At 55.8% G+C, this 17829-nt stretch carries 18 protein-coding genes; 11 read left to right on the forward strand and 7 right to left on the reverse strand.

What is annotated here, in order from left to right; genetic code table 11:
- Nucleotides 1-257: 257 nt before the first annotated feature.
- The 3 genes from ACMWLG_RS15055 (at nucleotide 258) to ACMWLG_RS15065 (ending at nucleotide 1027) form a co-directional block, all read left to right on the forward strand.
- Nucleotides 258-455 carry a hypothetical protein gene (locus tag ACMWLG_RS15055; protein WP_023312007.1) on the forward strand — a complete coding sequence of 66 codons (198 nt, stop codon included), beginning with the start codon at nucleotides 258-260 and terminating at the stop codon, nucleotides 453-455.
- A gap of 3 nt (nucleotides 456-458) precedes the next feature.
- Complete coding sequence (locus tag ACMWLG_RS15060; protein ID WP_023312006.1) at nucleotides 459-881, forward strand: GFA family protein; 423 nt, start codon at nucleotides 459-461, stop codon at nucleotides 879-881.
- A gap of 68 nt (nucleotides 882-949) precedes the next feature.
- Nucleotides 950-1027, forward strand: a complete 78-nt coding sequence (locus ACMWLG_RS15065; RefSeq protein WP_223239581.1) for a hypothetical protein — start codon at nucleotides 950-952, stop codon at nucleotides 1025-1027.
- A 64-nt stretch (nucleotides 1028-1091) separates the two neighbouring features.
- Here the strand turns inward: ACMWLG_RS15065 and ACMWLG_RS15070 are convergent, their stop codons facing one another.
- The 3 genes from ACMWLG_RS15070 to nifJ form a co-directional block, all read right to left on the reverse strand.
- Nucleotides 1092-1217 carry a hypothetical protein gene (locus ACMWLG_RS15070; protein WP_255319991.1) on the reverse strand — a complete coding sequence of 42 codons (126 nt, stop codon included), beginning with the start codon at nucleotides 1215-1217 and terminating at the stop codon, nucleotides 1092-1094.
- A gap of 148 nt (nucleotides 1218-1365) precedes the next feature.
- The gene (ompC, locus tag ACMWLG_RS15075) at nucleotides 1366-2475 is read right to left on the reverse strand and encodes a porin OmpC (protein WP_045400085.1); all 1110 of its coding nucleotides are present in this window, start codon (nucleotides 2473-2475) and stop codon (nucleotides 1366-1368) included.
- Nucleotides 2476-2864: 389 nt separating this feature from the next.
- Nucleotides 2865-6389 (reverse strand): pyruvate:ferredoxin (flavodoxin) oxidoreductase, encoded by a 3525-nt coding sequence (nifJ, locus tag ACMWLG_RS15080; RefSeq protein ID WP_045400082.1) that lies wholly within the window; start codon nucleotides 6387-6389, stop codon nucleotides 2865-2867.
- Nucleotides 6390-6660: 271 nt separating this feature from the next.
- On the opposite strand from nifJ, the gene ACMWLG_RS15085 reads away from it, so the two are divergent.
- Nucleotides 6661-6927, forward strand: coding sequence for a DUF333 domain-containing protein (locus ACMWLG_RS15085; RefSeq protein WP_023312003.1), 267 nt, complete (start codon nucleotides 6661-6663; stop codon nucleotides 6925-6927).
- Here the strand turns inward: ACMWLG_RS15085 and hslJ are convergent, their stop codons facing one another.
- The 4 genes from hslJ to ACMWLG_RS15105 form a co-directional block, all read right to left on the reverse strand.
- Nucleotides 6928-7365: a heat shock protein HslJ gene (gene hslJ / locus ACMWLG_RS15090; RefSeq protein ID WP_045400079.1), complete on the reverse strand. Its 438-nt coding sequence runs from the start codon at nucleotides 7363-7365 to the stop codon at nucleotides 6928-6930.
- Nucleotides 7366-7493: 128 nt separating this feature from the next.
- A complete protein-coding gene (locus tag ACMWLG_RS15095) occupies nucleotides 7494-7622 on the reverse strand; it encodes a DUF2474 domain-containing protein (protein WP_008501283.1) in 129 nt (42 codons plus the stop codon).
- Nucleotides 7622-8632, reverse strand: a complete 1011-nt coding sequence (gene cydB / locus ACMWLG_RS15100) for a cytochrome d ubiquinol oxidase subunit II (RefSeq protein WP_045400076.1) — start codon at nucleotides 8630-8632, stop codon at nucleotides 7622-7624. The genes ACMWLG_RS15095 and cydB overlap by 1 nt, the downstream gene beginning before the upstream one ends.
- Complete coding sequence (locus ACMWLG_RS15105) at nucleotides 8632-10032, reverse strand: cytochrome ubiquinol oxidase subunit I (RefSeq protein WP_045400073.1); 1401 nt, start codon at nucleotides 10030-10032, stop codon at nucleotides 8632-8634. The genes cydB and ACMWLG_RS15105 overlap by 1 nt, the downstream gene beginning before the upstream one ends.
- Nucleotides 10033-10423: 391 nt before the next feature.
- On the opposite strand from ACMWLG_RS15105, the gene ACMWLG_RS15110 reads away from it, so the two are divergent.
- The 7 genes from ACMWLG_RS15110 to patD all read left to right on the forward strand — a co-directional run bounded on the left by ACMWLG_RS15110 (nucleotide 10424) and on the right by patD (nucleotide 17743).
- Nucleotides 10424-10612, forward strand: a complete 189-nt coding sequence (locus ACMWLG_RS15110) for a hypothetical protein (protein ID WP_023311998.1) — start codon at nucleotides 10424-10426, stop codon at nucleotides 10610-10612.
- Between the two features lie 82 nt (nucleotides 10613-10694).
- Nucleotides 10695-12104 carry a PLP-dependent aminotransferase family protein gene (locus ACMWLG_RS15115; protein ID WP_023311997.1) on the forward strand — a complete coding sequence of 470 codons (1410 nt, stop codon included), beginning with the start codon at nucleotides 10695-10697 and terminating at the stop codon, nucleotides 12102-12104.
- A gap of 271 nt (nucleotides 12105-12375) precedes the next feature.
- The gene (gene ydcS / locus ACMWLG_RS15120) at nucleotides 12376-13521 is read left to right on the forward strand and encodes a putative ABC transporter substrate-binding protein YdcS (protein WP_045400070.1); all 1146 of its coding nucleotides are present in this window, start codon (nucleotides 12376-12378) and stop codon (nucleotides 13519-13521) included.
- A 17-nt stretch (nucleotides 13522-13538) separates the two neighbouring features.
- A complete protein-coding gene (locus tag ACMWLG_RS15125) occupies nucleotides 13539-14552 on the forward strand; it encodes an ABC transporter ATP-binding protein (RefSeq protein ID WP_045354186.1) in 1014 nt (337 codons plus the stop codon).
- Between the two features lies 1 nt (nucleotide 14553).
- On the forward strand, nucleotides 14554-15498 hold the full coding sequence (locus tag ACMWLG_RS15130; protein WP_414762998.1) for an ABC transporter permease: 945 nt from the start codon (nucleotides 14554-14556) through the stop codon (nucleotides 15496-15498).
- Nucleotides 15488-16294: an ABC transporter permease gene (locus ACMWLG_RS15135; RefSeq protein ID WP_029741505.1), complete on the forward strand. Its 807-nt coding sequence runs from the start codon at nucleotides 15488-15490 to the stop codon at nucleotides 16292-16294. The genes ACMWLG_RS15130 and ACMWLG_RS15135 overlap by 11 nt, the downstream gene beginning before the upstream one ends.
- 24 nt (nucleotides 16295-16318) lie before the next feature.
- Nucleotides 16319-17743, forward strand: coding sequence for an aminobutyraldehyde dehydrogenase (patD, locus tag ACMWLG_RS15140; RefSeq protein ID WP_045400063.1), 1425 nt, complete (start codon nucleotides 16319-16321; stop codon nucleotides 17741-17743).
- Nucleotides 17744-17829 lie beyond the last annotated feature (86 nt).

A 17829-nucleotide genomic window follows, 5' to 3' on the forward strand; every position in this document is an offset into this window, starting at 1 on the left:
CATTGGGCTGGGCGCACATTCTACTGACTGGCGAATATCTTTGGCCCAAGGAACCGAAAGCTTAGGGTGTCATTTCGCCCTCAGCCGGAACCGACCCCAATCTGAAGCTGAACAAAATAATAGACACCCGTTCGTATCTGTCGATTCTGGAAGTTGTACCTCTCTGAACTGTTTAAATAACATTCACAGAGCATCTGTCCGGCATTTCGTTTTACCGTATTCCTGCTACGCTTGTTTGTTGTACCAGGAGCATGAATATGAAAAACAAAGATGAACAAACCGGATTAGTGGGGCTGGCGATTGGGGCCGCCGTTATTGGGCTGGTTTCAGCGCAAAAACCGATCCATCGCAACAGCATTGTCGATGAACTGGTCAGGCTCGGCAGGCAAAAAGGCGATGGCGTAGAAGATGAGGTTTTCGTTAAGGCTGCCGAGCTGGTGAGAAAAGGGGTATAGCCCATGTCTGAAAGACGAAATGCGAAGTGCCATTGCGGCGCTGTGGCGTTCACCGTTGAACTTACCGATGGGCTGAACACCGCCCGGCGCTGCAGCTGTTCCTTTTGTCGTATGCGGGGCGCGGTCGTCGTTTCTGCGCCGTTGTCAGGCATTAAGGTGACCAAAGGTGAAGATAAGCTCACCGAGTACCGCTTTAACACGGGAACTGCACGGCATTTCTTCTGCTCGGTGTGCGGGATTTACACGTTCCATCAGCGACGTTCTAACCCAAACGAATATGGCGTTAATGTCGCCTGTTTTGAAAACGTTTCACCTTTTGATTTTCCAGAGGTGAAGGTGATGGACGGCGTTAACCATCCCATGGATGGGGAAAGTGGGGTATTTGGATATCTTTCTTTTCGCGAGAAAGGTGAAGAGCAGGCATGATTGCCGCCTGGCCACTCTTTTACTCCTCCGGCTATAGTAGGCAGTGGGTAACTGAAACAGGAGAAACTATGCTCTGTGTTGAAAAAGACGATCCGCGTGAGGCCCCTGAATCAGGTGATAAAAAGCCTCAACCTGTGAAAAAATAACGCGACATACGCGTTTACCCGCCACCGGCACTGCTGGTGGCTTTTTATTTCCCAGGCAACCCTGTTAACTGCCATCCAGATGGTTTAACAGCGCGCCGAGATGCCCGACGATATCACCAAAATCAAAAATTAACGCCATCCACAGCAATGCTAAAAGGGTAAGTACGGCAAGGGATACACGACCAAACAACGTTGTTATCCTTAGTGATAAAAGGGCTATCACCACAGTTTAACCAGCTTACTTTCAACTTTCCCTCAACCAACCCCTTTCTTAAGCTGTCTATTGTGACGAACTTCAAAAAACAAGCGAGCCCGCATGATTATGCGGGCTCTGACCATCAGAACTGGTAAACCAGGCCTAACGCTACAACATCATCGGTGCTGATGCCGTTGTCTTTGTAGAAGCTGTCATCTTCATCCAGCAGGTTGATTTTGTAATCAACGTAGGTGGACATGTTTTTGTTGAAGTAATAGGTGACCCCTACGTCAGCGTATTTAACCAGATCCTGGTCGCCCTGGCCGTTGCCCAGGTCCTTACCTTTCGACTGCAGGTAGGAAACGGACGGACGCAGGCCGAAGTCGAACTGGTACTGCGCGGTCACTTCGACGTTCTGGGTTTTGTTCGCCACGGCGTCGGTATTATCACCATACGGTGTCATATTGCGGGTTTCAGAATACATTGCCGCCAGATAGATGTTATTGGCGTCATACTTCAGGCCCGCCGTCCAGGCATCCGCCTTGTCTCCACCCGCTGTGGTATTCATGACCTGCTCGTTGGTGCGGTCAGAAGAGGTATACGCGGCCCCTGCAGTAATTCCCATGCCGAAGTCATAGGTTGTGGAGATACCAAAGCCATCACCGTTCTCGTGACGCGTGTCGCGACCGTTGTTGGTGCCTTCCTGGTTGTTGCTGGCGTCTTCATTTTTGCCCTGGTACTGCAGCGCAAAGTTCAGGCCCTGCACCAGACCATAGAAGTCGGTGTTACGGTAGGTTGCCACACCGTTGGCGCGGCCGGTCATGAAGTTGTCGGCTTTGGTGTAGGAGTCGCCACCGAACTCAGGCAGCATATCGGTCCAGCCTTCCACGTCGTACAGCACGCCGTAGTTACGACCGTAATCGAAGGAGCCGTAGTCGCCCACTTTGACACCGGCGAAGGCAAGACGCGTCCAGGACTGATTATCAGACCCTTCCGTATTATTAGCCTGAATGTTGTATTCCCACTGCGCGTAGCCGGTCATCATATCGTTGATCTGGGTTTCGCCCTTAAAGCCCAGACGCATATAGGTTTGATCCCCGTCAGCGCCTTTATCGTCGGAGAAATAGTGCAGACCATCGACTTTACCGTACAGATCTAATTTGTTGCCGTCTTTGTTATAAATTTCAGCTGCATGTGCAGAACCAGCCATTAACAGAGCCGGAATCATCAGAGCCAGTACTTTTCTTTGCATTGTGATATTCCTTTGCAGTTGTTTTTATTTAATTACCTGTTGAACTTTCAAAATGAGAAAGTTGTCTCATGCTAAATCACTCCCGTGTAAGAGTAATAAAATATAATTGTTACGAACTAAGTAAAATCTAAACCGAATAAATCGGCAGAAATGATCATTGGTTTGATGAATGATTTAAAAGTAATTATATTAAATTTAAATTATAAATCAGGCGTTAATTAAGCTAATCTAGCCGGCGTTATATGCCTGTAAGATGATTCATCCATAATTAACGTGAATGCTATTAAGGAAACTAAATAGATATTCAATTATTATCTGGATTCGCCCGGTGTGAATACGCCGGGCTTTTTTTATGGCAAAAAAATGCCCGGACAAGCCGGGCAGGGTAACTAGTCGCTGGTAGGTTTTTCGGCTTTACCCGCCATCTGCGCCAGGAAGTCATAGCGTTTTTGCAGATCAGCAGCGGCATCTTTCCAGAGCTGTTCAGCCACTTCCGGCTGCTGGGCGTTAAGGCGACGGAAGCGCTGTTCCTGCATTAACGTCTCGGCCAGTGCGTCCGAAGGCGGACGCGAATCCAGCGCCAGCGGTAATTTACCCTCGTCAGCACGACGCGGGTCGAACCGGTACAGCGGCCAGAAGCCGGTCGCTGTCAGCTGACGCATCTGGTCGTGGCTGAGGGCCAGATCGTAGCCATGCTCTTCACAAGGGCTGTAGGCAATGATCAGCGACGGGCCAGGATACGCTTCCGCTTCCTGAATCGCTTTCACCGTCTGGTTAAGCTGGGCACCCAGCGAGATTTGCGCGACGTAAACGTGACCGTACATCATCATGCTCACGCCGAGATCTTTGCGCGCCTTGCGTTTACCGTGTTCACCGAATTTCGTTACCGCGCCTAACGGCGTCGCTTTCGACGCCTGGCCGCCGGTATTGGAATAACACTGCGTATCCAGAACCAGGATGTTGACGTTTTCGGTCAGGCTCAACACGTGATCGAGCCCGCCAAAGCCGATATCGTAAGCCCAGCCGTCGCCGCCAATCAGCCAGATTGATTTTTCGACCAGGGCGTCAGCGTCGGTCAGCAGCTGTTCAGCCCCCGTCACGCCCTGCAGCGCGCGGCGCAGCTCAGCAACCTGCTCACGACGTTCTTCTGGCGTCGCGTCCGCGTGAAGCGCGTCATTGAGCTCCGCGGGGATCTGTCCGGCAAACTGCTCCAGCAGGCGCATCACGCGCGCGCGGTGCTGGTCGACTGTCAGGCGGAAGCCCAGGCCGAATTCGGCGTTATCCTCGAACAGCGAGTTTGCCCACGCCGGACCGCGCCCATTCGCGTCGGTGGTGTACGGCGTGGAAGGCAAATTGCCCCCGTAGATGGACGAACAGCCGGTAGCGTTGGCAATCAGCATCCGATCACCGTACAGCTGGGTAAGCAGCTTGATATACGGCGTTTCACCGCAGCCGGAGCAGGCGCCAGAGTACTCAAACAGCGGCGTAATCAGCTGTGACGTACGAATATCAATACGTTCCAGTTTGCTGCGATCGATTTCTGGCAAATTCAGGAAGAAGTCATAGTTGACCTTCTCCTCTTCAACGTGCTCCAGACGCGACATCATATTGATGGCTTTGATCTTCGGATCCTGCCTGTCTTTCGCCGGACAGACCTCGACGCACAGGTTACAGCCGGTGCAATCTTCCGGCGCGACCTGCAGAACGTATTTCTGTCCGCGCATATCGCGAGATTTCACATCCAGCGAATGCAGGCTGGCCGGCGCGGCTTCCATCTCTTCCGGTGATACCACTTTGGCTCGAATGGCAGAGTGCGGGCAGGCCGCAACGCAGTGGTTGCACTGGGTACACAGCTCTTCTTTCCAGATGGGGATCGCTTCGGCAATGTTGCGTTTTTCCCAGCGCGTGGTGCCCATCGGCCAGGTACCATCCGGCGGTAGCGCAGAGACGGGCAGGGCATCGCCCAGACCGGCCAGCATCGCCGCCGTCACGGTCTTCACGAAATCAGGCGCCGCATCGGACACCACCGGAGGGCGGTTCGGGCTTGTCGCATTCACCGGCTGCAGCGGAACCTCAAACAACGATTCGCGTGCCAGCGCCAGCGCCTGCCAGTTGCGTTCGACCAGCTCCTGGCCCTTGCTGCTGTAGCTTTTGGCAATCGCGCCCTGCAGTTCCGCCAGCGCGCTGTCGCCCGGCAGGATGTTGGTCAGATGGAAGAAGGCCATCTGCATAACGGTATTAATACGCGCAGCCAGGCCACATTCGCGGGCAATTTTTGCGGCGTTGACCACGTAGAAACGGGCTTTTTTCTGGTTCAGCACCGCCTGAACTTCCTGCGGCAGGCGCCCCCAGACTTCGTCTGCGCTGTACGGCGTATTGAGGAGGAAAATACCGCCGGGCTTCAGGCGCTCGGCCATCTGGTATTTATCGATAAACTGCAGCTGGTGGCAGCCAACAAAATCAGCCTGAGAAATAAGATACGCGGAGCGGATGGGCTGTTCGCTCACGCGCAGGTGGGAAACGGTCAGGCCGCCTGCTTTTTTGGAGTCGTAAACGAAGTACCCCTGGGCGTACCATGGCGTTGAGTTGCCGATAATTTTGATGTTGTTTTTGGTCGCGGAGACGCTGCCGTCGCTGCCCAGACCATAGAACAGCGCCTCAAGTTTGGCGGTCGAGGGCAGGGTATTTTCCGGCAGCGACAGGGACAGGTTGGTCACATCATCATAAATGCCGACGGTAAAGCGCGGCTTGGGTTTCGCTTCGCTTAACTCGTTGAATACCGCCAGCACGCAGTCCGGCCCAAACTCCTTGGAGGACAAACCATAGCGCCCCCCGATAACGCGCGGCAGCGTTTCACGTTCACCATTGTTAAAGGATTCTGCCAGGGCGGTCATCACATCCAGATACAGCGGTTCCGCCTGCGCGCCCGGCTCTTTGGTACGGTCGAGCACCGCCACAGCGCGGGCGCTTTCAGGGAGAGCCGAAAGCAGATGTTTGGCCGAGAACGGACGATAGAGACGCACCTTAAGCACGCCAACTTTTTCGCCGCGCGTCAGCAGCTCGTCAACCACCTCTTCACAGGTACCAATGGCTGACCCCATCAGCACAATCACCCGTTCCGCCTGCGGATGTCCGTAGTACTCAAAGGGTTTATATTCCCGACCGGTCGCGGCGGCAAACTCATTCATTGCCTGTTCAACATGGTCGTAAACCGCGTTGTACCAGGGGTTCGTGGCCTCGCGGGACTGGAAATAGGTATCCGGGTTCGCCGATGTCCCGCGAATAACCGGGTGTTCAGGATTAAGAGCCCGGGCGCGATGCGCGTCGATTTCCGCCTGCGGCAGCAGATTCAGGATAGTATCGTCGGCCAGCGGGACGATTTTGTTGATTTCGTGAGAGGTGCGGAAACCATCAAAGAAGTGAATAAACGGCACGCGGCTTTTGAGCGTGGCGATATGCGAAATTAAGGCAAAGTCCTGAGCTTCCTGAACGCTGCTGGCGCACAGCATCGCGCAGCCGGTCTGGCGCACGGCCATCACGTCGGAGTGGTCGCCAAAGATAGAGAGCGCGTGGGTAGCAACGGTACGCGCGGCAACGTGCAGAACGAATGGCGTCAGCTGACCGGCGAGTTTGTAAAGCGTAGGGATCATTAACAGCAATCCCTGTGAGGAGGTAAACGACGTGGAAAGCGCGCCGGTCTGAAGGGCGCCGTGTACCGTGGCAATCGCACCGGCTTCAGACTGCATCTCAACCACTCTTGGGACATCGCCCCAGACGTTTTTTAACCCGTTACCCGCCCAGGCATCCGCCTGCTCGGCCATGGTAGAACTTGGCGTAATCGGGTAGATGGCGATAACTTCACTGGTGCGAAACGCGACTGAGGCAACTGCACCATTACCGTCAATAGTTTGCATAGGACAACACCCTTACATTGCGCAAAAAATAGGGGTCTGTATTACGGCAACAAACCCTGAATATTATCTGTGTATTCTAGCAAACGGGGGATTTTACGATTTTCGCTTTTGTGTCCTTGGTATTCTTGCCATCAATGAGTAGATCAAACTTTTGTCGAAAAAATTGCGAGAAATTGTTTCTGAAGCGCATAAATACGCACTTCCGCTCTCGACGACACGGGATGTGATGCCTATTATGCATAGGTTTCGCATTATTCATGGGGGAGAGAGCATGCGTTCAGCATTTTGGGTAGGGTGTGCCGCGTTATTGTTGTCGGCATGTAGCAGTGAGCCAGTCCAGCAGGCAACGGCAGCCCACGTGGCGCCGGGAATGAAAGCGGCAATGTCCAGTTCAGGTCAGGCCAACTGCGCGATGATTGGCGGTTCGCTGTCTGTCGCCCGCCAGCTTGATGGTTCTGCTATTGGGATGTGCGCCTTGCCAAACGGCAAACGCTGTAGCGAACAGTCGCTTGCCGTTGGAAGCTGCGGTAACTACTGATTATTCTACACGCTTAAACATCAGCGTTTTATCGGCTGTCGCCAGCGTTAACTGGTCCTCAGTCAGGTCGACCTGCGCCCCTTTGCGCAGCATGTCGCCGATGGCCTGATCCAGCTCATTCAGCTGCGGCTCGGTACAGAGCTTGCGCGTCATGGCGAGCGTTTTAACCTTAAGCTCGCCTTCGGACAATTTCCCCTGTCCGTTGAAGCGGTTACACATCTGGCCGGAAACGCTGATGTTATTCACCAGACTGATATCTGGCAGCGCGCTAAAACCGATCTCAGGTTGCGTTGTCGCGGTCTTCACGGCCTTACCGTTTACGTTTTCCAGCACAAAGCGGTGGTTTTTAAGTTGCTCCGGCTGTACGGAGGCTTTACCCGGATTAACGCAGCCGGTAAGGACAAGACTAATAACGCTTAACGCAATGAGCTTTTTCATTTTTCTTCTCAAACTATAAATACCGTGAATCTTTTTCCAGTGTAACGATACTCTGCCGTGCGTTAATGGGGTTTATCTGAAAGTGCGGGGAGAAGTACCGGGCAACGCAGCGGTTGCCCGGAATAACGTTAATGCGATTTAAATCCTGCCGCCGTCATCAGCATGCGGAAGAGCATACTGACAGCAGCCAGCGCCAGTACGCTGCCGCCCCAGATAATGGCCAGCCACAGTAATCTTTTCCATACCGGTTGTTGCATCAGTGATAACCCTCCCCATGCTGAACTTTGCCGCGAAACACGTAGTAGCTCCAGAAGGTGTAGACCAGAATAACGGGAATGATCAACAGCGCGCCCACCAGCATAAAGCCCTGGCTTTGCGTCGGGGCGGCGGCCTGCCACAGGGTGATCGACGGTGGAATAATATGCGGCCAGATGCTGATCCCAAGCCCGCTAAAGCCGAGGAATATCAGCCCCAGCGTCAGAATAAACGGACGGCTATGGCTGGCGGGATTATTCAGGCAGCGCCACTGGTAGAGGCTAAAAATCACCACCAGAGCAGGGACCGGCAGCAGGTAAAACAGATTCGGCAGCGTGAACCAGCGCGCAGCGATGGCCGGTTGCGCCAGCGGCGTCCAGAAGCTGATCGCCGCAATAAACGCCAGCAGCACGATTAACAGCGTTTTCGACACCTCACGCATCCGCTCCTGCAGCGCGTTTTCGCTTTTCATCACCAGCCAGGTAGAGCCTAACAGCGCATAAGCCACCACCAGCCCCGCGCCGCAAAATAGGTTAAACGCGGTAAACCAGTCAAAGGGGCCGCCGGTATAGGCCCGGCCGGTGACGGTAAAGCCGTTAATAACGGCGCCTACCGTCACGCCCTGGGTGAACGTTGCCAGAATGGAACCGCCAATAAACGCCTTATCCCAGAAGGGGCGGTGGGCCGGCGTAGCTTTAAAGCGAAACTCAAATGCCACCCCGCGGAAAATAAGTCCGATCAGCATTAATGTTAGCGGAATGGTGAGGGCATCAACGATCACCGCATAGGCCAGCGGGAATGCGCCGAACAGGGCGGCACCGCCAAGCACCAGCCAGGTTTCATTTCCGTCCCAGACCGGCGCGACGCTGTTGACCATCACGTCGCGATCGTCGGCGTTCTGCGTGGCCGGGAACAGAATACCGATCCCCAGATCAAAACCGTCCATCACGATATACATCAGCGTGGCGAAGACGATGATGACAAACCAGATAATGGAAAGATCGATACCCATTATGGCTGCTCCTTATGTTCAGTTGTGACGGCAGAAAGCGGGCGCGCCGGACGTCCGTCGGACTCGGTGGCGAAAGATTCATGCGGCTGCGGGCCTTTTCGGATGAGGCGAACCATATAGCTGTAACCCACGCCGAATACCGAGGTATAGACGACGAAGAAGGCCAGCAGGCTCACGCTCATATGCAGGTCACCGTGGGCAGATACCGCATCCTTCGTTCGCTGGAGTCCGTAGACCACCCACGGCTGGCGGCCCACTTCGGTGGTGATCCACCCGGCCAGGATGGCAATCAGCCCGGTTGGCCCCATCAGCAGCGCAAACCACAGGAAGGGGCGCGACGAATACACGCGTTTTTTGTAGCGCAGCCAGAGTGCCGTTACCCCGAGCAGCAGCATCAGCATGCCCAGGCCCGCCATAATGCGGAATGACCAGAAGACGATGGTGGAATTCGGACGGTCTTCCTTCGGAAACTCTTTGAGGGCCGGAACCTGTTTATCCAGACTGTGCGTCAGGATAAGACTCCCCAGCGCCGGGATCTCCAGCCCAAAGCGGGTGCGCTCCTGTTCCATATCCGGCCAGCCAAACAGCAGTAGCGGGGTAGGCTCACCCGGCGGATTTTCCCAGTGGCCTTCAATGGCTGCAATCTTGGCGGGCTGGTGCTTTAAGGTGTTCAACCCGTGCATATCGCCAACCATGGCCTGGATGGGGGCGACAATCAGCGTCATCCACAGCGCCATCGAAAACATTGCCCGTATGGCAGGGGTATTATTCCCGCGCAGCAGATGCCATGCCGCGGATGCGCCCACAAACAGGGCGCTGCTCAGGAATGCGGCTATCGACATATGCAACAGGCGGTAAGGGAAGGAGGGGTTAAACACCACGGCGAACCAGTCCACCGGCACGACCTGACCGTTGACGATCTCATAGCCCTGCGGGGTCTGCATCCAGCTGTTCGACGAGAGGATCCAGAAGGTGGAGATAATGGTGCCCAACGCCACCATGCAGGTGGAGAAGAAGTGCAGTCCCGGCCCGACCTTGTTCCAGCCGAACAGCATCACGCCGAGGAACCCGGCTTCGAGGAAGAAGGCGGTCAGCACTTCATACGTCAGCAGCGGGCCGGTAATGCTGCCCGCAAACTGTGAAAATCCGCTCCAGTTGGTGCCGAACTGGTAGGCCATCACCAGCCCGGAGACCACGCCCATGCCAAAGTTGACGGCAAAAATCTTTGACCAGAAATGGTACAGCGAGCGCCAGACCGGATTTTTGGTTTTCAGCCACAGCCCTTCGAGTACGGCAAGATAGCTTGCCAGGCCGATGGTGATCGCCGGGAAAATAATGTGAAAGGATACGGTAAAGGCAAACTGTATCCGTGCAAGGTGAAAAGCATCTAAACCAAACATGCACAGCCTCAATGTCAAACGGTGTGCTGTTATGGTATAGGGGCAACGTTCGGACTATCAGACGCAGAAAAGTGATTTTTAACCATAACAGTTGGCTTAAAACTCATGCTTTAACCATCTGATATACCTCGCGTGAGGTATAAAAATTGTATTTTTATGAATTTTACGCATAAAACTGCTTGCCTTGTCGTCTGCGCCGTGCGTTAATGACCCTCTGGTTTTGAGTCCAAATAAATATCTGACGTAGTTTTATAAAGCAGTTCTCATCACGTTGTGCCTCTCCGCAGCCTCTCTTGGGTCTTTATCTACTTTCCGATTCGTTTTGTTTAAAACCATTATTGCCCAATCGGCCCATTAGTAATTTACGTTTTTACGTTCACAGGAGAATCCTATGACTTCTTATATTCATTTCCGCTGCCCATGCTGTCATGGCTCGCAGTACCGTACCTCAGTCTTTGATATGTCCGAGAAAAACCCACTCGGCGCGAAATGCATCTTTTGCAAATCGTCGATGATTACGCTCGATCACCTGGCCGCCGCGCGCCAGGCGCAAAGCCACATTACCGAGTACCGTAAGTAATTCGTTTCACGAACCATAACAGTTAGCTAAATCTTCTCTTTTTCTCCTGCTGATATACACTGTCGGTCACAAGGAGAATTTGATGAAAAAATACCAGAGTCTGGCGCAACAAATTATCTCGCAGATTGAGCTTGGCGTATGGCTGCCGGGCGATAAGCTGCCTTCGCTGCGAGAGCAGGTGGCGAGCAGCGGCATGAGTTTTATGACCGTTGGCCACGCGTATCAGATGCTGGAAAGTCAGGGGCGCATTGTCGCCAGACCGCAGTCGGGCTATTACGTTGCCTCGCGCCCGACCGCACATCAGCCTGCTCCACCTGCCCAGGTGATGCGTGACGAAGTGGTGGATATTAATACCTACATCTTCGACGTCTTACAGGCCAGCCGCGACCCGTCCGTTGTTCCTTTTGCCTCCGCATTTCCCGATCCCCGACTTTTCCCGCTGCAGCAGCTCAACCGCTCGCTGGCGAACGTCAGCAAAACCGCGACGGCGATGAGCGTGATTGAGAACCTGCCCCCGGGTAACGTCGATCTCCGCCACGCCATTGCCCGTCGCTACGCGCAGCAGGGGATGAATATCTCCCCTGAAGAGATCGTGATCACCGCAGGCGCGCTTGAAGCGCTCAATCTCAGCCTGCAGGCGGTAACCGAGCCGGGCGACTGGGTGATAGTCGAAAACCCGTGTTTTTACGGCGCGCTGCAGGCGCTGGAACGCCTGAAGCTCAAAGCGTTGTCGATTGCGACGGATGTCCGCGAGGGGATTGACCTGAATGCCCTTGAACAGGCGCTGAAGGAGTACCCGGTTAAGGCCTGCTGGATCATGACCAACAGTCAAAACCCGCTTGGCTTCACGCTGAGCGCGGAGAAAAAAGCGCAGCTTGTCGCGCTGTTAACGCAACACAACGTCCCCCTGATTGAAGACGATGTCTACAGCGAGCTCTATTTTGGCCGCGAAAAGCCGCTCCCGGCGAAAGCATGGGATCGCCAGGACATGACGCTTCACTGCTCGTCCTTTTCAAAATGTCTGGTAGCCGGTTTTCGCATCGGCTGGGTTGCGGCAGGAAAACACGCGAGACGCATTCAGCAGCTACAGCTGATGAGCACGCTCTCCACCAGCTCACCCGTGCAGCTGGCGCTGGTGGATTACCTGGCGACGAAACGCTACGACGCCCATCTGCGCCGGCTGCGGCGTACGCTCGCCGAGCGAAAACAGCAGGCCTGGCAGTCCCTTTTGCGCCATATGCCTGCCGGCGTCAAAATCCACCATAACGACAGCGGCTACTTTTTATGGCTGGAGCTTCCGGCGCAGCTGGATGCGGGGCTGCTCAGCGAAAAAGCCTTAACGCACCACATCAGCATTGCGCCCGGAAAGATGTTTTCCACCTCCGACGCGTGGACACCGTTCTTCCGGTTTAATACCTCCTGGGCCTGGGGAGAGCGAGAAGAGCAGGCGGTCATTCAATTAGGAAAATTAATTAGCACGATGCTGGAATAAACTTTTCTCCGTTATTTAAATAATCAATTCTTATCCTGATGACGGCGCTGCGAATATTTCGCGGTGCCCTGTCATAGGAAATCTGCATACCGTCTCTCGCGGCTAACTCCTTGTCTATAATCCAGTTAACGGGGAATGCGCCCTCGGTCACACCTTGATGAAATTTCCTGAAGCCGTACGGTGCGGCGCATTTGCGCGGTCTACGTTTAATAAGGGAGATATTTTTACGGCACGGCTGCCGCTAAATTTCATTGCGACAGGAGTAACCCTTATGAGCAAAAAATTTGCCCGCAGCAGCCTGTGCGCGCTCGGCATGACTATCATGACAGCGCAAGCCGCAGAACCACCAAAGGCCATCGGCGACGGGGAAGGTCGACTGGATATTATCGCCTGGCCGGGATACATCGAACGCGGACAGACGGATAAAAACTACGACTGGGTCACCCAGTTTGAAAAAGAGACCGGGTGTGCGGTCAACGTCAAGACGGCGGCCACGTCGGATGAAATGGTCAGCCTGATGGCGAAAGGGGGATATGACCTGGTCACCGCCTCGGGTGACGCCTCCCTGCGCCTGATCATGGGGAAACGCGTTCAGCCCATTAACCCCGACCTCATCCCCAACTGGAAAACCCTCGACGCGCGGATTGTGAAAGGGGAATGGTTTAACGTCGGCGGGAAAGTCTACGGCACGCCGTATCAGTGGGGGCCAAACCTGCTGATGTACAACACCAAAACCTTCCCGACGCCGCCGGACAGCTGGAGCGTGGTCTTTACCAAACAGGATCTGCCGGACGGTAAAACCAATCAGGGACGCGTTCAGGCCTATGACGGCCCGATTTATATCGCCGATGCGGCGCTCTTCGTCAAAGCTACCCAGCCGCAGCTGGGTATCAATGACCCTTACCAGCTTACCGAAGCACAGTATGCCGCCGTGCTGAAAGTGCTGCGCGACCAGCACGCGCTGATCCACCGCTACTGGCATGACACCACCGTTCAGATGAGCGATTTCAAAAATGAAGGCGTCGTGGCCTCCAGCGCCTGGCCGTATCAGGCGAATGCCCTGAAGGCCGAGAACCAGCCCATTGCCACCGTCTTCCCGAAAGAGGGGGTGACAGGCTGGGCGGACACCACAATGCTGCACGCGCAGGCAAAACACCCGATGTGCGCCTATAAATGGATGAACTGGTCGCTGACGCCGAAAGTGCAGGGCGATCTGGCGGCCTGGTTTGGCTCCCTGCCCGTGGTTGCTGAAGGGTGTAAGGCCAGCACGCTGCTGGGTGATAAAGGCTGCGAAACAAACGGTTATAACGAGTTCGACAAAATCATGTTCTGGAAAACCCCCATCGCCGAAGGCGGCAAATTTGTCCCTTACAGCCGCTGGACGCAGGATTACATCGCCATCATGGGCGGTCGTTAATTGCCCGGGAGCAGAACATGACGTACGCGGTAGAGTTTAACAACGTTTCCCGTCTGTACGGCGACGTACGGGCGGTGGATGGGGTCACCATTGCTATTCGTGACGGAGAATTTTTCTCCATGCTGGGGCCTTCGGGCTCCGGCAAAACCACCTGCCTGCGTCTGATCGCAGGTTTTGAACAGCTGTCAGGCGGCACAATTTCTATCTTCGGCAAAGAGGCGAGCGAACTGCCTCCCTGGGAGCGGGATGTGAATACCGTCTTTCAGGACTACGCGCTGTTCCCGCATATGTCGATCCTCGACAATGTTGCCTACGGGCTGATGGTCAAAGGCATCGACAAGAAAAAACGTCATGCGCAGGCCCGTGATGCCCTGGAAAAAGTGGGCCTGAGCTTTGCCATAGCCCGCAAACCTTCACAACTTTCCGGCGGCCAGCGGCAGCGTGTCGCCATCGCCCGGGCGCTGGTCAATGAGCCGCGCGTCCTGCTGCTGGATGAACCCTTAGGTGCGCTCGATCTCAAACTGCGTGAACAGATGCAGTTCGAGCTAAAGAAGCTTCAGCAGGAACTCGGCATCACCTTTATTTTTGTCACCCACGATCAGGGCGAGGCCCTGTCCATGTCAGACCGGGTGGCGGTGTTCAATAACGGGCGCATCGAGCAGGTGGATACTCCGCGCGATCTCTACATGCGTCCGCGCACGCCGTTTGTCGCCGGTTTTGTCGGCACGTCCAACGTCTTTGATGCGGGCCTTGCGCAGAAAATATGCGGCATGGAAGGCAGCTATTCCCTGCGCCCGGAACATATTCGCCTTAATGAGGGCGGAGACGTTCAGGTTCAGGGCATCGTGCAGGCCGTTCAGTATCAGGGGGCGGCCACGCGGCTGGAGCTGAAACTTGCCGATGGCGCCAAACTGCTGGTGAGCCAGGCCAATCTCAGTGAAACCTCGTCGCTGAGCGGCATTGCGCCGGGGCAGGCGGTGATGGCGTCGTGGTCACGCGAGGCGATGATTCGCCTGCACGAGGAGAGGTGAAATGTCTATGAGTGTCGCGCATCCTCCCGCCTCGCACGGCCGCTTAAGCCGCATGACGGCGCTGTTCTGGCGTAAACCGTCGCTCGGCCTGTTCCTGCTTCTGCTCGCGCCGCTCATGTGGTTTGGCATCGTCTATCTAGGATCGCTTCTGACCCTGCTGTGGCAAGGATTTTACACCTTTGACGATTTCACCATGGCCGTCAAGCCGGATCTGACCCTGGCGAACATTCAGGCGCTTTTCAACCCGGCAAACTACGACATTATCCTGCGCACGTTAACCATGGCGATTGCGGTGACGATTGCCAGCGCCATCCTGGCCTTCCCGATGGCCTGGTACATGGCGCGATACACCCGCGGCAAGTGGAAAGCGTTTTTCTATATCGCTGTGATGCTGCCAATGTGGGCGAGCTACATCGTCAAAGCCTACGCCTGGACGCTGCTGCTGGCGAAGGATGGGGTGGCGCAGTGGTTTCTCAACCATATGGGGCTGGAGCCGATCCTGACCTCCCTCCTTACGCTCCCGGCGATTGGCGGCAACACCTTGTCCACCTCCGGGCTGGGACGGTTTCTGGTGTTCGTCTATATCTGGCTGCCGTTTATGATCCTGCCCGTCCAGGCGGCTCTGGAACGCCTGCCGGCCTCGCTACTGCAGGCCTCAGCCGACCTTGGCGCGCGTCCGCGCCAGACCTTTCACTATGTCGTTCTGCCGCTGGCGATCCCGGGTATTGCGGCAGGCTCAATATTCACCTTTTCCCTGACGCTGGGGGATTTCATCGTTCCGCAGCTGGTGGGGCCGCCGGGCTACTTCATCGGTAACATGGTCTACTCGCAGCAGGGTGCCATTGGCAATATGCCCATGGCCGCCGCGTTCACGCTGGTGCCCATCGTGCTGATTTCACTCTATCTGGCGTTCGTGAAACGTCTGGGAGCATTCGATGCACTCTGAACGCGCACCGCTGTTCCTGAAAGTGGCAGCCTGGGGAGGCGTTATCTTCCTGCACTTCCCGCTGCTGATTATCGCGACCTATGCCTTTAATACCGAAGACGCGGCCTTCAGCTTTCCGCCGCAGGGGCTGACTCTGAAGTGGTTCAGCGTGGCGGCGGGGCGCGGCGATATTATTGAATCCGTGACGTTGTCACTTCAGATTGCGGCGCTATCCACCGCGATTGCCCTTGTGCTTGGCACGCTTGCTGCAGCGGCGCTGTGGCGAAGCGAGTTTTTTGGCAAGAATGCGATCTCGCTGCTGCTGCTGTTGCCGATTGCGTTGCCGGGGATCATCACCGGTCTGGCGCTGCTGACGGCCTTCAAAACGATCGACCTTGAGCCTGGGTTTTTCACCATCGTGGTCGGACACGCCACCTTTTGCGTGGTGGTGGTGTTTAACAACGTGATTGCCCGGTTCAGACGCACCTCCTGGAGCCTGGTGGAAGCGTCGATGGATCTCGGGGCTGACGGTTGGCAAACCTTCCGCTATGTGGTGCTGCCCAATCTGGGTTCAGCGCTGCTGGCCGGGGGAATGCTGGCGTTTGCCCTGTCGTTTGACGAGATAATCGTCACAACGTTTACGGCGGGACACGAGCGCACGTTACCGCTGTGGTTGCTCAATCAACTCGGTCGTCCGCGCGACGTTCCGGTCACCAACGTCGTGGCACTGCTGGTGATGCTGGTGACAACTATCCCCATTCTGGGAGCCTGGTGGCTAACCCGCGACGGTGAGAACATCGCCGGCAGCGGGAAATAACAGTGAATTCAACAGGAAAATGCTATGCAAACACAACTGCTGATAGAGGGAAAACTGGTAACCGGAGAGGGAGAAAAGCAGCCGGTCTATAACCCGGCCACTGGAGAACTCCTGCTGGAGATTGCTGAGGCGTCAGCGGCTCAGGTCGACGCGGCGGTTCAGGCGGCCGACCGTGCTTTTGCGGAGTGGGGGCAAACCACGCCGAAAACCCGTGCCGAGTGCCTGCTGAAGCTGGCGGATGCGATTGAAGCGCATGGGGAGGACTTTGCCCGGCTCGAATCCCTCAACTGCGGGAAGCCGCTGCACTGTGCTCTGGGCGATGAAATTCCGGCGGTGGTCGACGTTTTCCGTTTCTTTGCCGGGGCCGCCCGCTGTCTGAACGGGCTGGCCGCCGGGGAGTACCTTGACGGCCACACGTCGCTGATCCGCCGCGATCCGGTGGGCGTGGTTGCCTCTATTGCCCCATGGAACTATCCGCTGATGATGGCGGCCTGGAAGCTGGCCCCCGCGCTGGCGGCAGGGAACTGCGTGGTGATTAAGCCCTCAGAGATCACGCCGCTGACCGCGCTGAAGCTGGGAGAGCTGGCAAAAGATATCTTCCCGGCAGGTGTGCTGAACGTCCTGTTTGGCCGGGGGAAAACGGTGGGCGATCCGCTTACCGGGCATGAAAAAGTCCGTATGGTCTCGCTGACCGGTTCGATTGCTACCGGGGAACATATCATCGGCCATACCGCGTCCTCCATTAAACGCACCCACATGGAGCTGGGCGGCAAAGCGCCGGTTATCGTCTTTGATGATGCCGACCTGGATGCGGTTGTCGAAGGGGTGCGGACGTTTGGTTTCTACAATGCCGGGCAGGACTGTACGGCGGCCTGCCGGATTTATGCCCAGAAGGGCATCTATGCCGCGCTGGTGGAAAAGCTGGGCGCAGCGGTCGCCAGCCTCAAAATGGGGGCGCCGGAGGATGACTCTACCGAACTGGGACCGCTCAGCTCGGCGGCCCATCTTTCACGCGTCTGTCAGGCGGTCGATGAGGCGAAAGCGCTCGGCCACATCCGCGTTGTCACCGGTGGGACCAAAAAAGAGGGGGCAGGCTACTACTTCCAGCCAACCCTGCTGGCGGGGGCGAAGCAGGACGACGCCATCGTTCAGCGGGAGGTGTTTGGCCCGGTGGTGAGCGTTACCGAGTTTGACGACGAGGCGCAGGTGCTGGCCTGGGCGAACGATTCGCAGTATGGCCTGGCGTCATCGGTCTGGACCAAAGACGTGGGCCGCGCCCATCGTCTGAGCGCGCGCCTGCAGTACGGCTGCACCTGGGTGAATACCCATTTTATGCTGGTGAGCGAAATGCCGCACGGCGGCATGAAATTATCCGGCTACGGCAAAGATATGTCGGTCTACGGGCTTGAGGATTATACGGTCGTGCGGCATGTCATGATCAAACACTAAGCCCGCCATGCCTGGCCGCATGCGCGGCCGGGCGTTCCCCGCGCCCGCCATGAGTGTTACGTAAGATACTCAATTGTTATTATCCG

The organism is Enterobacter sp. 01-M-02-SI-ECC (genome assembly GCF_047530595.1).
GTDB lineage: Bacteria > Pseudomonadota > Gammaproteobacteria > Enterobacterales > Enterobacteriaceae > Enterobacter > Enterobacter cloacae_M.

Bases quoted from the DNA above. Each gene is read 5' to 3' on its own strand.
- ACMWLG_RS15055 (WP_023312007.1), top strand. From the start codon at position 258: ATGAAAAACAAAGATGAACAAACCGGATTAGTGGGGCTGGCGATTGGG.
- ACMWLG_RS15060 (WP_023312006.1), top strand. From the start codon at position 459: ATGTCTGAAAGACGAAATGCGAAGTGCCATTGCGGCGCTGTGGCGTTC.
- ACMWLG_RS15065 (WP_223239581.1), top strand. From the start codon at position 950: ATGCTCTGTGTTGAAAAAGACGATCCGCGTGAGGCCCCTGAATCAGGT.
- ompC (WP_045400085.1), bottom strand. From the start codon at position 2,475: ATGCAAAGAAAAGTACTGGCTCTGATGATTCCGGCTCTGTTAATGGCT.
- nifJ (WP_045400082.1), bottom strand. From the start codon at position 6,389: ATGCAAACTATTGACGGTAATGGTGCAGTTGCCTCAGTCGCGTTTCGC.
- ACMWLG_RS15085 (WP_023312003.1), top strand. From the start codon at position 6,661: ATGCGTTCAGCATTTTGGGTAGGGTGTGCCGCGTTATTGTTGTCGGCA.
- hslJ (WP_045400079.1), bottom strand. From the start codon at position 7,365: ATGAAAAAGCTCATTGCGTTAAGCGTTATTAGTCTTGTCCTTACCGGC.
- ACMWLG_RS15095 (WP_008501283.1), bottom strand. From the start codon at position 7,622: ATGCAACAACCGGTATGGAAAAGATTACTGTGGCTGGCCATTATCTGG.
- cydB (WP_045400076.1), bottom strand. From the start codon at position 8,632: ATGGGTATCGATCTTTCCATTATCTGGTTTGTCATCATCGTCTTCGCC.
- ACMWLG_RS15105 (WP_045400073.1), bottom strand. From the start codon at position 10,032: ATGTTTGGTTTAGATGCTTTTCACCTTGCACGGATACAGTTTGCCTTT.
- ACMWLG_RS15110 (WP_023311998.1), top strand. From the start codon at position 10,424: ATGACTTCTTATATTCATTTCCGCTGCCCATGCTGTCATGGCTCGCAG.
- ACMWLG_RS15115 (WP_023311997.1), top strand. From the start codon at position 10,695: ATGAAAAAATACCAGAGTCTGGCGCAACAAATTATCTCGCAGATTGAG.
- ydcS (WP_045400070.1), top strand. From the start codon at position 12,376: ATGAGCAAAAAATTTGCCCGCAGCAGCCTGTGCGCGCTCGGCATGACT.
- ACMWLG_RS15125 (WP_045354186.1), top strand. From the start codon at position 13,539: ATGACGTACGCGGTAGAGTTTAACAACGTTTCCCGTCTGTACGGCGAC.
- ACMWLG_RS15130 (WP_414762998.1), top strand. From the start codon at position 14,554: ATGTCTATGAGTGTCGCGCATCCTCCCGCCTCGCACGGCCGCTTAAGC.
- ACMWLG_RS15135 (WP_029741505.1), top strand. From the start codon at position 15,488: ATGCACTCTGAACGCGCACCGCTGTTCCTGAAAGTGGCAGCCTGGGGA.
- patD (WP_045400063.1), top strand. From the start codon at position 16,319: ATGCAAACACAACTGCTGATAGAGGGAAAACTGGTAACCGGAGAGGGA.